Here is a 15147-nt window from a genome sequence, read left to right on the forward strand (position 1 = left end):
TTTGGGATTTTTGAGTGTTGTCAAGAATGCCGAAAGGCACGGCAACGCCGCATGGTTCTTGATAATGCTCAACAATCCTAAAACAATCATTTAGGCAAAAAATAAAAGCTGTTTTGCATAAAAAGTGTAAACAACCCGACAATTTCCTACATCGGAGATGTTTTTCGATGTGTTGAAGGCGTCGGGGTCTAAAAAACTGCTCATGAAAATATCCTCTAAATTCCTTGGCACGATGTGAGGCAAATTTAGAGGATTTGGGGAAGTTTTGCAAAGGTCTCACAGATTGGAAAAGGCCGTCTGAAACACCAATGTTTCAGGTGGCTTATTTAATTAATGAAGTTTTTCAACACCAACGAAGCAATGTCGTCCAAACCAAAGCCATCGGCTTCTTGCGGATTGCCGTTTGGCGTGGCGCTGTCAACTAGGTTTGGTAACACTTGAGCCAACAAATCACTGGCTTGCTGACCGTCCATACCGAATTTTTGTGCCACTTGGCCAATCACATCACTGCCCAAGGCGCTTTGCAATTCGTTGCCTGAAACCGGCGCATTGTCTTGAGAAGTAGAAACCCAACTACCCAATGTCTCGCCTAAACCACCTTGTTGCAATTGGTTAATCAAGTTACCCACACCGCCTTGCTGCTGCACCAAATCCATCGCCATATCAACCAATGGGTTTTGGCTGTTAGCATTGTCATTATTATTTAGGGCTTGGGTTGCCACATTCAACAAAGTATTCATTAAAGCCATGATTTATCCTTTAAATTAAATTTAAATAATGTGTTGTTGTAAAACGGCTTGAGTGTAGCAAACATTAGCGTGTTTACCTGTTTTCTTAACGAAAATATACGCAGGCCGTCTGAAAAGATGTTGCACAAAGCAATCAGTTTATTTCAGACGGTCTCCAAAGGCTTTTTATTCGTCGTCTTCTGCTTCCCGACCATTAAAATATTCCGCTGCACCACCTTCAAAAAAGCCCTGCAAAATCGCCTGTGCCGCCACTTGATCCAATACTGATTTCTGTTTCCGGCCAAATACCTGCGCTTCAACCAGCAAACTTTCAGCATACAGCGACGACATACGCTCATCCACCCAATATACCGGCAAATTAAACCGCCCATGCAAACGACGGCCGAACTTGCGGCTCAAGCGCGTTAAGTTATGCTCGGTGCCGTCGGTATGCGTGGGCAGGCCGACTGCCAATTGACGCGGCTGCCATTCTGTTATCAGCTTGGCGATCGATTCAAACTTAGCACCGTTGCTGTTGCCGGTCACGGTGGTCAGCGGATGGCTCATGCCTAATTCGGCATCTCCCTGTGCCACACCTATGCGCGCTTCACCAAAATCAAACGCCAGCGTAGTGCCTTTGGGTACTTTATGCATGCCCTGCCCCTGTAACTAAACGGTCAGGCTGAATGCCGAGCTTTTCAAACACAGCCGCATAGCGGTGTTCATACGGCACGTCAAACAAAATATGCTCATCGGCAGGCACGGTCAGCCATACATTATCGGCCAATTCGCGTTCCAACTGCCCTTTGCCCCAGCTTGAATAACCAATGCTCACCAAAGCCTTATCCACCGCACCGGGTTCGGATAAATTCTCGATAATGTCGCGCGAAGATGTCAGTGCCACGTTATCGGTAACCGCCAGCGTGCTTTGCCAATTACCCAAAGGTGTATGCACCACATAGCCGCGGTCAACCTGAACCGGCCCGCCCATCATCACACTCTCATGCTGCATACGCAACGGAATATTGCGGTCACTCGCGGCAAAAATCATATCCATTGTAATCGGCGACGGCTTATTGATGATGATGCCCAACGCACCTTCTTCATCATGCTCGCAAAGATAAATTACGCTGTCTTGGAAAAACGGATCGTCCATATTGGGCATGGCCACCAAAAAGTAGTTTGCTAAATTCATATGCTCTCTTGATTATTTAGGATTGCGCCGGCGTCGCCACTTCGACAATACATACACCATACACTTGCTTATTGGCCAAACCGGCGATTTCTTTTTCATCTGCACGCTGCCCGTCGAAGCAGGAAATCGCGCTCAAAGAGTTTTTCGGCGAACCTTGCACAATTTTATCGCTGTACACCAAATAGGCAAAAGCCTTACGCTTCGGGTCGTAATAACGGATAATCTGCTGGCTCTTAAACGCCACGCTGGCGCTGCGTTTGAAAACTTGCTTCGGCTTAGCGACTGCTGCTTCGCTGTAGCGGATGATATTGGCCGACTGCACACAGGATACTGAAGCATCGCTGGCGTCTTCCTCCAAATTCACGGTTTCTTTCAGCCCGCCTTTTTTGGCATAGGAAATATAACATGCCACGCCCTGCACATCAGGGTCATCAAACGCTTCCACTTCGATGCGGTCGTTTTTACCCAGCATGTGGAAAACCGTACTGGCCTTACCGATTTTATCCGAATCACCGCCGCCGCAAGCCGCCAACAATACCGCTGTAACGGCGGCCAATGCCAATTTTTTCAACATCGCTACTTTTTTCATTGATAAAGTTTACAGATACTATATAAGACCGTTTGACAAGATTGCAAGCATTTGTGAAACGCGTTTAAATAAGATTTTCAGACGGCCTGACAATCAGTATAATCGTGTTTTGTTGCTTTTAATGACTTTTAAGAAAATACATCATGCGTTACAAACCTCTTTTACTCGCCTTATTGCTCAGTTTTGCCGCACCTTCTTTCGCGGCCAACGATTCAACCAAAGAAAAAACCACCGCTGCGAAGAAAAACACCCAAACCAAAAAAGCAACCACGTCAAAAGAAGCAGCTAAAACCACGGATAAAAAAACTGCGTCCAAAGCCAAAGAAAAAGCAGACAAAAAACCTGCTGAAAAAGCCAAAGCCGTTGCTAAAAAAGACGATAAAACCAAAACCGATAGCAAAAATGACAACACCAAAACGGCAGACAATAAAAAAGAAGCGCCCAAAGCCAATGAGCAGCCGGTAAAAAAAGCCACAGCCCGAACCCCTAAAGAAAAAGAATCGGCAAAAGAGAAAGACGGCAACGCCAAACAAACGGCTAAAAAAGCAGCTGCAAAATCGGAAGCCACAGCAAAAAAAGACAATAAAGACAATAAAGACAATAAAGACAATAAAGACAATAAAAAAGAAACAAGCAAACAGCCAGCCAAGCCAGAAACAGCTAAAAAAGAACCGGTAAAAAAAGCAGCCGCTAAAACAGAAGCCGCTAAAGCCAATGCGGCCAACGATAAGAAAACCGCCACTGTACCAAGTAAAGACAGCGACGAATTGCGCGCCGCTGTCAGCGCCGCTACCAATGATTTGGAGGCCAAACAAGCCTTGAGCAAGCGCACCGCCGGTTTCTTAGTCCGCGTAAATGCCGATTTAAAAAAGCTGCAACAAACCCGCAACAATTTATCCAACATCAACCGCCAACAACGCGATGCATGGAACAAATTGCAACAATTGGATAAAGAACTGACCCGCCTCAAAGCCGAAGTCGGCAACACACGCGCACAAATTTCACGTTTTGTCTCCGGTAATTATAAAAACAGCCAACCGAATGCCGTGGCCTTGTTTTTGAAAAATGCCGAGCCGGGCCAGAAAACGCGTTTTCTGCGTTATACCCGCTACATCAATGCTTCAAACGAAAAGGTGATGGCAGATCTGGCCAAGCAGCAAAAAGAGCTGGCTACGCAAGAGAGCAAAATCAACAATGAATTAAGCCGTCTGAAACGCCTGCAGGCCAATGCACAAGCTGCGTTAAAAAAACAAGGTGCACAAAATACCCCCGAACAAGTCGAAAGCCGCCGCCAAAATGCCGCGATGGCCAAAGAGGCGAAAAAATCAGTCACCCAAAAAGACAACGAGCAACGTTTGAACAATCTGATTAAAGATTTGGACAAACAAAAAGCCGAGCAGCGCAAAAAAGAAGCAGAAGCGCGTAAGAAAGCAGCAGAAGCGCGTTTGGCCGCTACTGAAAAAGCCCGCCAAGCGGCCAAAGCCAAAGAGGAACAAGCCGAGAAAGAGCGTGCCGCCATGTCGAACCTCACCGACGAAGATCTGAAGCTGCAAGCGCCGAAATCGGGCAGCTTTGTAACCATCAGCAATCCAAACAGCTTCAGCCGCATGCAAGGCCGTCTGAACAAGCCGGTTAACGGCATGCTCTCAGGTTTGTTCGGACATCAGCGTGAAAGCGGCGAGATTTGGAAAGGCGTTTTCTACAGTACGCCACCTGCCGCGGTAAACAGCATTGCTGCGGGTAATGTGGTGTATGCCAGCGAATTGGAAGGCTACGGTAATGTGGTCGTGGTCGATCACGGCGACCAATACGTCAGCGTGTATTCAGGCTTGAGCGAAATCGGCGTTGTTAAAGGATACAGTGTGGGCCAAGGCCATAAAATCGGCACCAGCGGCACCCTGCCAAGCGGTGAAGAAGGCTTGTATTTAGAAATCCGCTACAACGGTCAAAACATGAATCCGCTCTCTTGGATTAATTGATGTTCAGACAGCCTTGATATGTTTTCCAAAGCATATCAAGGCCGTCTGAATATTGATCAACATAACAAAAAGCATGAAACAAACAGTTGCTAGCATTTTTTTACCCTAAAACGGTTGTTTCCTCAGGCCAAATCGCCTAAAGTTTCATGAACGATGTATTTAGGCCGTCTGAAATCAACTCATCTTTTCAGACTGCCTCATAAAGCACACAAAGAAAGTTAACAATAATGTCGAAATCCACTTTGAAAAAAGTTGCACTTTACACCTTAGGTGCATTCAGCGGTGTGGCAATCAGCCTCAGCGTTCAAAGCATTGCCGCCGAAAAAAGCGCTAAAGACGAATCTTTGCCAGTGAAATCCATCCGCACCATGGCCGAAGTTTACGGCCAAATCAAAGCCAATTATTACCAAGACAAATCCGATGAAGAACTATTCGAAGGCGCAATGAAAGGCATGGTTGCCGGTCTCGACCCGCATTCCGAATACATGGATAAAAAAGGCTATTCCGACTTGAAAGAAAACACCAGCGGCGAATTTGGCGGCTTGGGCATGGAAATCGGTCAAGAAGATGGCTTTATCAAAGTGGTTGCCCCGATTGAAGATACTCCGGCCGAACGTGCGGGCGTGAAAAGCGGCGACTTCATCGTCAAAATCGACAATACTTCAACGCGCGGCCTGACCGTCAGCGAAGCCGTGAAAAAAATGCGCGGCAAACCCGGCACTAAAATTACTCTGACCCTGTCACGTAAAAATGCCGACAAACCGATTGTGGTGAACCTGACCCGCGCCATCATCAAAGTGAAAAGCGTGCGCCATCACCTGCTTGAGCCGGGTTACGGCTACATCCGTGTCACCCAGTTCCAAGAGCGCACCATCGCCGGCGTGAAAGATGCCGCAAAAGATTTAACCAAGCAAAACGGCGCCCCATTGAAAGGCTTGATTTTAGACCTGCGCGATGATCCCGGGGGGCTGCTTAACGGTGCGGTCGGCGTATCGGCAGCCTTTCTGCCGAATGATGTTAACGTTGTCAGCACCAAAGGTCGCGACGGCAAAGCCGGTATGGTCTTGAAAGCGACGCCTGAAGATTACATTTTATCCGGCGGCAAAGATCCACTCGACGATCTGCCTACCGAGCTGAAGACCATTCCGATGACGGTGTTGATTAATTCCGGTTCCGCTTCCGCTTCGGAAATCGTGGCCGGTGCGCTGCAAGACCACAAACGCGCCGTAGTCGTCGGCACGCAAAGCTTTGGTAAAGGTTCGGTGCAAACCGTGATTCCGTTATCCAACGGCAGCGCAGTCAAACTGACTACTGCTTTATACTACACCCCGAATGATCGCTCGATTCAAGCGCAAGGCATTGTGCCTGATGTCGAAGTCAAAGACAAAGACCGCGCCTACGAAAGCCGCGAAGCCGACTTAATCGGCCATATCGGCAACCCACTCGGCGGCACGGATGTCAACAGCAGCAATGAGATTCCTGAAGTGGCCGAAGAAGCCTTAAAACAAGATGCCAAACCGAAAACCGACAAGGAAATAGAAGAAGACATCATCGCACGCCGCACGCCGAATCCAGCCAAAGACGATCAATTACGTAAAGCTTTGGATTTGGTAAAAAACCCGACCGAATGGCAAAAATCGTTAGGTTTGGCTGTGAAAAAACCGGTACCCAAAAAGGACAATAAAAAAGAAGATAAGGAATAATTCTTGGTCTGAATTCAAAATCAAACAGGGCAGAATGTGTTTTCTGCCCTGTTTTTTGTTTATAAAAAAGGCCGTCTGAAACTATCCTTTCCAGACGGCTTTGACCTTTGTAAAATCCCGGATTTGAGTACAGCTCGACGTTAGAGCGTAAAGAAAGCTCAGACATATCATTGAGATCGGCAAACTTTCGAATAGCGAATAACGAAGCAATGTACCCCCAATAGGAATTTTGCGAAGGTCTCGATCTTTTAGTATGACTGCCTTAATGAGCTTTCAGCACTGCCGCAACTTGAGCCACTACATCATCAACCGCAACGCTTTGCGATTCGGCATCACGGCGTTGCGCATATTCTACATTGCCTTCTTTCAGGCCACGGTCGCCAATCACGATACGGTGTGGGATACCCAACAACTCGGAATCGTTCAGCAATACACCCGCGCGCTCATCACGATCGTCTAGCAACACATCCACCCCCTGGGCTTGCAGTTCGGCATAGATACGGTCGGCCGCTTCACGCACCGCTTCAGATTTTTTGTAGTTCATCGGCACAATCACCACTTCAAATGGCGCCATTGCCGGCGTCCAAATGATGCCGCGATCATCGTGATTTTGCTCAATCGCCGCCGCCACCACACGAGTCACACCAATGCCGTAGCAACCCATTTCCATGATCTGCGACTTACCATTATTATCCAAGAAAGACGCATTCAAAGCTTTAGAATATTTATCGCGCAATTGGAACACATGACCCACTTCAATACCGCGCGCCAGTTTCAGACGGCCTTGACCGTCCGGACTGGTATCCCCCTCTACCACATTGCGCAAATCGACAAATTCAGGCTCTGCCGAATCGCGGCCAAAGTTGAAGCCGGTGTAGTGGTAGTCGTCTTCATTGGCACCAATTACCCAATCTGTGCCTTTTTCAGTGGCGAAATCGGCATAAATCTTGCCCTTGAAGCCAACCGGCCCCAGCGAACCACCATTGGCACCAAATTGCGCCAAAATCGCTTCCGGAGCCGCCATACTCAAAGGCGATTTCACACCGGCCAATTTTTCCGCTTTAATGTCGTTAAACTCATGATCGCCACGTAACAGCAGCAACACGATTTCGCCTTCTTCCTCACCTTCAACCACAATCGATTTCAGCGTTTGCTCAATCGGAATATCCAAAAATCCGACCAAGGCCGCAATCGTTTTCACATTCGGCGTATGAACCTTATTTAATGTTGCTTGCGCTGCCGCACGCTCGCCGCTCAAAGGCAACGTCGGTGCCAATTCGATATTGGCGGCGTAATCAGACGCATCGCTATAAGCAATTACGTCTTCACCGCTATCGGCCAACACCTGGAATTCATGCGAACCCGTGCCGCCGATGCTGCCCGTATCCGCCGCCACCGGGCGGAAATCCAAGCCCAAACGGTTAAATATACGGCAATACGCGTCATACATATCCTGATAAGTCGCCTGCAAAGATTCAAAATCCGCATGAAACGAATAAGCATCTTTCATCACAAACTCACGCGCACGCATCACGCCGAAACGAGGGCGGATTTCATCACGGAATTTAGTTTGGATATGGTAAAAATTCTTCGGCAATTGCTTGTAGCTGCTGATTTCCTTGCGCACAATATCTGTAATCACTTCCTCACAAGTCGGCCCCATGCAGAAATCGGCATCTTTACGGTCTTTCAAGCGCAGCAATTCTTTACCGTAAAACTCCCAGCGGCCGGATTCCTGCCACAATTCAGCAGGCTGCACTACCGGCATCAGCAATTCCACGCTGCCCGCACGATTCATTTCCTCACGCACCACATTTTCCACTTTGCGCAACACACGCAAGCCCATAGGCATCCACGTGTACAAACCCGACGCCACCGATTTGATCAAACCGGCACGCAGCATTAATTGATGGCTGGCAAGCGAAGCTTCCGCAGGCGCTTCTTTTAAAGTAGAGATAAAAAATTGACTGGCTTTCATGATGTCTGGTTCGAATGTTCAAAATAAACAGCTATTGTAACGCGATTGGCAGAAATTTAATAATTTTTCACCTGTCAACGGAAATTTGTGCACACCTTTGCAGCACTTTGTTTTACTTAAAAATTTTATTTTCACAGGGTCCCAAATACCATTAAATATATAACATATTGATTTTATTGAATTTAAATTGATTAAATTTTAAGCAACTTAACAGCATGATTGTCGCTAAAACGTTTTTTTTGTTTATTCAAAGTTTACCCACAAGGTTATCCACAAAGTTTGTGTATAGATTTCCACGGTCTTGAAATATAAGCTTTCGTCATAAAAATAGCTTCAAAACCGGAATTATACCTATGCTTTTGTCAAGATTTTTCTGAGATAATATGAAATAAAAAACGCCATGTTTTGCAACATGGCGTTTAGAGAATCTGGTGGAGGCGGGGGGAATTGAACCCCCGTCCGAAAGTCCTCTACAAAGCGTTCTACATACTTAGTCTTGCCTACTTGAAATCTTGCTTCCCTTGCGCCGACAGACAGGCTCTTGGGAAGCCAGTTACCTTAAATCTTATTTTCCGCCAAGTAACCCGACGGAAAACCAGCCAATGTGAAATGACGTTGCCGTAGGTTTGACCCTACACAGCCCATCGGCCAACTGCTGCAACGGCTAGCCTTAAGCGGCTAAAGCGTAAGTTTCGTCGTTTGCGACTATTTAGATTCAGTGTTTTACGGGAATCTGAGACCCCGGTATGCCCGCATCTGCTTCGCAACCCCCGTCGAAACCAAGATCGCCCCCAGATAGGAAAGGTTCATTATACGCAGAGTATGCGGTTTTGCCAATCTTTATCAGGCAGTCTGAAACGATTGTTTGTGGCAAGCAGGATAAAAAAGGGCTACACTCTCTCGATTATTCCGCAACACCTACTTAATTTTCAGACGGCCCATTGATATCTATTGATATAGATATTTCGTTTCAAATAGAAATCAGACAAACGACAGCAGCTGCCGTGTACACCTAGGCAACGCTATATTATTTCTATCTGAAGCAAATATACAAGGCCGTCTGAACAGGATACCCAACATGTATGATGTCAACACCCACGATGTGCGCCGTTTCTTTGCCCATGTATGGCAACACCGCTTCACACCGCTGCAACTGGATGGTTTGCAGCAAAAGGCTTTGCGCATCATTGAAGCTCATCCGGAATATGAACATTACTTGGCAGACATCGACAATTATTTAGATAAAAACTGGCTGCCGGAAGATGGGGAAAGCAATCCTTTTTTGCACATGTCGCTGCATTTGTCTTTGCAGGAACAAGCGGCCATCGACCAGCCGCCGGGCATTCGTGTGATACATGCGCAATTGTGCGCGCGTTATCATTATGACTGGGTTCGTGCCGAGCATGAGATGATGGACGCGCTGGCGGAAACCTTGTGGGAAGCGCAACGCTATGGCCGCGGTTTGGATGTCAATGCTTACATGACGCGTTTGCGTAAATTGGCCGGATTGGGGCAGGAGGAACACGCACGTTTGAATCCGCACGAAGTGGGTTTGTCCGATAAACTTAGCGAGCGTGAGTAATGGGAATGATGAGGCCGTCTGAAACTTGATTTGCTTTCAGACGGCCTTGATGATGTTAGTCCATCAACCCCGCCTGCCGCATAGAATAAGCTTCCCGCGCGGTAACTACAAAATGATCCAGCAGCCAAATATCCACCAAATTCAGCGCCTGCGCCAATCTTTTGGTGAACTGAATATCCGCTTCAGACGGCCTCGCGTGTCCGCCCGGATGGTTGTGGGCGATAATCAGACTGTCGGCGTATTCGTCAAGCGCCAGTTTGACAATTTCACGGATATAAACCGTGTTTTCCGCCACCGTTCCGCGCGACAATTCGCGCACGGCAATCAGTTGGTTTTGACGATTGAGCAGCAAGGCTAAACTGACTTCAACTTTTTCGTGTCCTAAGTTAAGCCTCAAATAATCGCCGGCGGCTTGCGGATTACTCAGCGTCATGTTTTGCTGCAACTCTTCGCTTAAAATCCGCCGCCCGATTTCTTTCACTACCGCAAACTGGGTAAAGCTGGCCAAGCCCATGCCTTTATGCGCAGATAATGCGCGCGCTTCTGCACTCATCAGCTTGCCCAAGCTGCCGAATTGTTGCAGCAGATAACGCGCTAAATCCACCGCGCTCATACCGCGCGTGCCTACTCTAAGCAAAATCGCCAGCAATTCGGCGTCACTCAATGCTGCTGCCCCGCGTGCCAATAATTTTTCACGCGGCCGTTCCCCTTCAGGCCATTCTTTAATACTCATACAAACCTTTATAATAATTACTTTTATTATAGTTTTATACTATATTAATTTAAGGTAGTATCCAATCTTTCTTTATTCAAAATATAGAAATCATGGCGAATACGTTTGCTGTATACAACAATACCGTCTGAAATCGGTTTCAGACGGCATGGATACATTTTAACTGCCTAATTTGCCATAAGCCTGATAATCACTCAAACGCAGCACACCCACGGTTTTACCGTCTTTTTGATAAGGATAAAGCAAGACATAATGGCCATTTGCATGATCAAAACGCGACGCATTGGCGTGCTGCCGGAAAGCGGCATTTAAATAATCGCGCTCGGCTAAATCGGCGGCATAAAGAAAATCGCTTTTACCGGCCGGTTGAGTTTTATCACCTAAATAAGCCATTTTATCAAGGCTTAAATTCAGTAATACCGGTTTACCGTTAATCTTATCGGGCACAATCAAGGAAACCTGATTAAACGAGCGGCCTTGCTTGTTCAGTAAGATCAAAATCTCTTTGGCCGTCTGAAATTGCTTGGGGGCAAAACGATAGCCGGCAAGCCATGCCACTTGTTGCTGATTATCCTGAATCAAGCTTTGCGCAGAATGCTCTAACAGCTGCTGCTTTTTCTGAATGGTCAGATAATTGCCGCCGAATAAGATTGCTGCCAACAAAGGAAACACCAGCAATACGCCATGAATCAGTTTCTTACCGCCGACAACTGTTGCTTGCTGCCCGCGCTCGGCAATGCGCGTTAAGTTAGCCATGATATTCAACATCAATGCGCCGGCCATCAAAGCCAAAATACCCAAAATGCTCAAGCCAAACATACCGGTCATGTGTTCACGGAAAACTTTCAACCCGAACACTTCAATCAACACAAATGAAAACACCCAATACATCAACAACAATATCGAAATCAAGCCGATGATATTGCTGATTTTGACTATTTTTTTGAGTTCCATCTCTTCCCTTCCATACTGCCATGATAATCTTCTCATGCTTATCTTAACAAAAAACTCAGGCCAAATATACTCTTAATAATATGACCATTTTGCTTTCAGACGGCATTTCAGGCCGTCTGAAAATATCATCGGCTTAAATCAATCGGCTTTCCACCTTATCCCTTTTTTGCCGCTGAATCACGGCGAATCTATTTAAATAAGCCGTTAACAAAAATTTAATATTGCCCCCAACCCACTTAGACTAATATAATGTTAAGTTCACTTGAAGTAAGTCTTTTCACGTCTTCAAAATTAAATAGTCTGCAAATCAGCCAGTTTATTTAATTTTGGGAACGTTGTTCCCCCCTTTCCCGCTGCCCGTGCGCTCTGCAAGCGTTTTCAGACGGCCTTTTTTTATGCCGTATGAAACGCCCTCCAGCAATCAAAACAGCTTTTTATCACCCATCGAAAATCCGTTTTGCCGGTACTCGTTTCAATTTTTGGAGTATTGCCATTATGACCGCAACCACTGCGTCTTCTGCCAAACCTTATTTGCAAATCCAGGGTTTGGTGAAAAAGTTTGGTGACAATTACGCTGTCGATAACATCGACTTGGATATCTATCAACACGAAATCTTCGCCCTTTTGGGCAGCTCGGGCAGTGGCAAATCCACGCTGCTGCGTATGCTGGCGGGCATGGAAATCCCGAACCAGGGCAAAATTATTCTGGATAACCAAGATATTACCAAGCTCGCGCCGTATGACCGCCCGATTAATATGATGTTTCAAAGCTATGCCCTGTTCCCCCACATGACGGTTGAACAAAACATCGCTTTCGGTCTGAAACAAGACAAAATGCCCAAAGGCGAAATTGATGCGCGCGTAGAAGAAATGCTGCGCTTGGTGCAAATGACCAAATTTGCCAAACGCAAACCGCATCAGATGTCCGGCGGTCAGCAGCAGCGTATCGCCTTGGCACGCAGCTTGGCCAAGCGCCCGAAAATCCTGTTGCTTGACGAGCCTTTGGGCGCGCTCGATAAAAAACTGCGCCAGCAAACCCAATTGGAATTGGTAAACACACTGGAGCAAGTGGGCGTAACCTGCATCATGGTGACGCACGACCAAGAAGAAGCCATGACCATGGCCACGCGCGTGGCCATTATGTCCGACGGCCAATTACAGCAGGTCGGCACGCCAAGCGATGTGTATGATTATCCAAACAGCCGCTTTACCGCTGAATTTATCGGCGAAACCAATATTTTCGAAGGCGTGGTAGTGGAAGACCATGCCGATTACGCGATTATCCAATGCGAAGGCTTGGATAATCATGTGCGCATCGACCACGGTCTGGGCGGCCCTGCCGAGCAAGATTTATGGGTGAGTATTCGTCCGGAAGACATCGATGTGTACAAAGACAAACCAGAGCATTTAGGCAATTACAACTGGGCGCAAGGCACAGTAAAAGAAATCGCCTACTTGGGCAGCTTTGCCATCTACCACATCCAATTGCCCAATGGCCGTGTGATTAAGAGCCAAGTGCCTGCGCCTTACTGGTACGTGCGTAACATCACACCGCCGACTTGGGACGAAACTGTTTACGTAAGCTGGCCTGAAAACCAACCTACGCCGTTGTTCCGATAAACAAGGAATACCGCGATGAATCTAATCCAATTAAAGAAAAAGCTGTTCCGCAAACCGGGGCAGCGCATGGTGATCGGCATCCCGTATCTGTGGCTGCTGGTGCTGTTTCTGATTCCGTTTGTGATTGTGCTGAAAATCAGCTTCGCCGAGCAGGAAATCGCCATTCCGCCGTTCACACCACTCACTACTTATGATGAAGATTTCCGCCGTCTGAATATTCTGCTTAGTTTCCAAAACTATGCGGATATTTTCCAGAATTTCTGGGCGACATTGGGTCAATTGCTCAATCCGTTCAGTAACAATGGCGAAAACATTTATCTGCTGACTTATTGGTCTTCGATTAAAACCGCGTTGACAACAACAATTATCTGTCTGCTCATCGGCTATCCTACAGCCTATGCCATTTCCCGCGCCAATCCGTCGATTCGCAACGGCTTGCTGCTGGCGATTATGTTGCCGTTTTGGACATCATTCCTGCTACGCGTTTACGCATGGATGGGCTTATTGGGACACAACGGCATTATCAACAACTTCTTGATGAAAAACGGCATCATCAGCCAGCCGCTGGATTTGTTCTACAATGCCTTTTCCCTAAATCTGGTGATGGTTTACGCTTACCTGCCGTTTATGATTCTGCCTTTGTACACACAATTGGTGAAACTCGATGGCCGTTTGCTGGAAGCCGCTTCCGACTTAGGTGCCGGGCCGATTAAATCCTTTTTCACCATTACTCTGCCATTGTCGAAAACCGGCATTATCGCAGGCTCTATGCTGGTATTTGTACCGGCGGTCGGTGAATTTGTGATTCCGGAATTGGTCGGCGGCTCGGAAAACCTGATGATCGGTAAAGTATTGTGGCAGGCATTCTTCGACCAAAACAACTGGCCGCTGGCTTCTGCCGTTGCCGTGGTGATGGTGATTTTGCTGGTGATTCCGATTGCGCTGTATCAGCATTACGACAACCGTCAAATTGAAGAAGGATCGAAATAATGCATAAACAAAAATTATCTTGGTTCTTAAAGTTGATGCTGTTCATTTCATTGGCATTTTTGTATATCCCACTGTTTGTGCTGGTGATTTACTCATTCAATGAATCCAAGCTGGTAACGGTTTGGGGCGGTTTTTCCACCAAATGGTACGCAGCCTTAATGCAAAACAGTACCATTCTGGAAGCCGCTTGGTTGTCGCTGCGCATTGCCGTGGTTTCATCATTGGCCGCAGTGGTGCTCGGCACGCTGGCCGGCTATGCGATGGCGCGTATTAAGCGTTTCCGTGGCAACACCTTGTTTGCGGGCATGGTTTCCGCGCCGATGGTGATGCCGGATGTGATTACCGGTTTGTCGATGTTGCTGCTGATTATCCAGGTGCAAATGTTCCTGCAAAACAGCGAATGGCTGCAAGCGCTTTACTTCGAGCGCGGTTTTTTTACCATTTTCTTGGGTCACACCACTTTATGCATGGCCTATATTACGGTGGTGATTCGCTCGCGTTTGATTGAATTAGATCAATCGTTGGAAGAAGCGGCCATGGACTTAGGTGCTCGTCCGCTGAAAATCTTCTTCGTGATTACCCTGCCGCTGATTGCCCCTGCAATTGCTTCCGGCTTCCTGTTGGGGATTACTTTGTCGCTGGATGATTTGGTGATTACATCGTTCTTGTCAGGCCCGGGGTCTTCGACTTTGCCGCAAGTGATTTTCTCTAAAATCAAACTGGGTTTGGATCCGCAGATGAACGTATTGGCAACCATCTTTATCGCCGTGATCGGCACACTGGTGATTCTGGGTAACTATTGGATGATGCGCCAAGCCACCAAGCGTGACCGTGAAGCTGCCGAAGCTTACCGCCAAGAAAAAGCAGCGATTCAATAAATCAACCGCATAAAGCAAAGAAAAGAGCCACTTTTAAAGTGGCTCTTTTTATGAGGAATATATTGCTTATTTGTTGAACAAACAAAGGCCGAGACCTTTGCAAAAAACCCAAAACTCCCCTAAATTCCCCCTAAAGAATTCAGAGGAGTTTTTTATGAGCAGCTTCTTCCAGCAACAAGCCCGAATCATGACGGGTAAACATACCGGCAGCTGCCCGT

Annotated in this window: 13 protein-coding genes and 1 other RNA gene; 6 read left to right on the forward strand and 8 right to left on the reverse strand. The window is 47.1% G+C overall.

The annotated features are described in order from the left end of the window. Positions 1-326: 326 nt before the first annotated feature. The 4 genes from ACFPVS_RS12650 to ACFPVS_RS12665 form a co-directional block, all read right to left on the reverse strand. Positions 327-749 carry a YidB family protein gene (locus ACFPVS_RS12650; protein ID WP_096295365.1) on the reverse strand — a complete coding sequence of 141 codons (423 nt, stop codon included), beginning with the start codon at positions 747-749 and terminating at the stop codon, positions 327-329. 165 nt (positions 750-914) lie between these two features. Further along, positions 915-1382: a Holliday junction resolvase RuvX gene (gene ruvX, locus ACFPVS_RS12655; protein ID WP_096295366.1), complete on the reverse strand. Its 468-nt coding sequence runs from the start codon at positions 1380-1382 to the stop codon at positions 915-917. Continuing rightward, entirely contained in the window at positions 1375-1923 is a 549-nt protein-coding gene (locus tag ACFPVS_RS12660) for a YqgE/AlgH family protein (protein WP_096295367.1), read from the reverse strand. The genes ruvX and ACFPVS_RS12660 overlap by 8 nt, the downstream gene beginning before the upstream one ends. Positions 1924-1939: 16 nt before the next feature. Further along, the gene (locus ACFPVS_RS12665; protein ID WP_157742739.1) at positions 1940-2497 is read right to left on the reverse strand and encodes a CreA family protein; all 558 of its coding nucleotides are present in this window, start codon (positions 2495-2497) and stop codon (positions 1940-1942) included. A 158-nt stretch (positions 2498-2655) separates the two neighbouring features. Here ACFPVS_RS12665 and ACFPVS_RS12670 point away from each other — a divergent pair, with 158 nt between their 5' ends. Both ACFPVS_RS12670 and ACFPVS_RS12675 read left to right on the forward strand, forming a co-directional pair. Then, positions 2656-4491, forward strand: coding sequence for a peptidoglycan DD-metalloendopeptidase family protein (locus ACFPVS_RS12670; protein WP_096295368.1), 1836 nt, complete (start codon positions 2656-2658; stop codon positions 4489-4491). Positions 4492-4718: 227 nt separating this feature from the next. Beyond that, positions 4719-6194 (forward strand): S41 family peptidase, encoded by a 1476-nt coding sequence (locus ACFPVS_RS12675; RefSeq protein WP_378595828.1) that lies wholly within the window; start codon positions 4719-4721, stop codon positions 6192-6194. Positions 6195-6456: 262 nt separating this feature from the next. Here ACFPVS_RS12675 and ACFPVS_RS12680 read toward each other — a convergent pair whose 3' ends face one another. Both ACFPVS_RS12680 and ssrA read right to left on the reverse strand, forming a co-directional pair. Further along, entirely contained in the window at positions 6457-8172 is a 1716-nt protein-coding gene (locus tag ACFPVS_RS12680; protein ID WP_096295369.1) for a proline--tRNA ligase, read from the reverse strand. Positions 8173-8601: 429 nt separating this feature from the next. Further along, positions 8602-8965: a transfer-messenger RNA gene (gene ssrA / locus ACFPVS_RS12685) on the reverse strand. A gap of 285 nt (positions 8966-9250) precedes the next feature. Between ssrA and ACFPVS_RS12690 the strand changes: the two genes are divergently transcribed. Then, positions 9251-9754 carry a DUF1841 family protein gene (locus tag ACFPVS_RS12690; RefSeq protein ID WP_096295370.1) on the forward strand — a complete coding sequence of 168 codons (504 nt, stop codon included), beginning with the start codon at positions 9251-9253 and terminating at the stop codon, positions 9752-9754. A gap of 55 nt (positions 9755-9809) precedes the next feature. Here the strand turns inward: ACFPVS_RS12690 and radC are convergent, their stop codons facing one another. Both radC and ACFPVS_RS12700 read right to left on the reverse strand, forming a co-directional pair. Further along, positions 9810-10487: a RadC family protein gene (gene radC / locus ACFPVS_RS12695; protein WP_096295371.1), complete on the reverse strand. Its 678-nt coding sequence runs from the start codon at positions 10485-10487 to the stop codon at positions 9810-9812. Positions 10488-10646: 159 nt separating this feature from the next. Then, a complete protein-coding gene (locus ACFPVS_RS12700) occupies positions 10647-11441 on the reverse strand; it encodes a peptidase (RefSeq protein ID WP_096295372.1) in 795 nt (264 codons plus the stop codon). A gap of 495 nt (positions 11442-11936) precedes the next feature. Between ACFPVS_RS12700 and ACFPVS_RS12705 the strand changes: the two genes are divergently transcribed. The 3 genes from ACFPVS_RS12705 to ACFPVS_RS12715 are packed head-to-tail and all read left to right on the forward strand — an operon-like array spanning position 11937 to position 14929. Next, positions 11937-13061, forward strand: a complete 1125-nt coding sequence (locus ACFPVS_RS12705; RefSeq protein ID WP_096296129.1) for an ABC transporter ATP-binding protein — start codon at positions 11937-11939, stop codon at positions 13059-13061. Between the two features lie 15 nt (positions 13062-13076). Further along, positions 13077-14051 (forward strand): ABC transporter permease subunit, encoded by a 975-nt coding sequence (locus tag ACFPVS_RS12710; protein ID WP_123804948.1) that lies wholly within the window; start codon positions 13077-13079, stop codon positions 14049-14051. After that, entirely contained in the window at positions 14051-14929 is an 879-nt protein-coding gene (locus ACFPVS_RS12715; RefSeq protein WP_123804949.1) for an ABC transporter permease subunit, read from the forward strand. Before ACFPVS_RS12710 ends, ACFPVS_RS12715 begins: the two co-directional genes overlap by 1 nt. Positions 14930-15147: the final 218 nt, after the last annotated feature.

Origin of the sequence: Neisseria weixii (genome assembly GCF_042658245.1) — a bacterium.
Lineage (GTDB): Bacteria > Pseudomonadota > Gammaproteobacteria > Burkholderiales > Neisseriaceae > Neisseria > Neisseria weixii.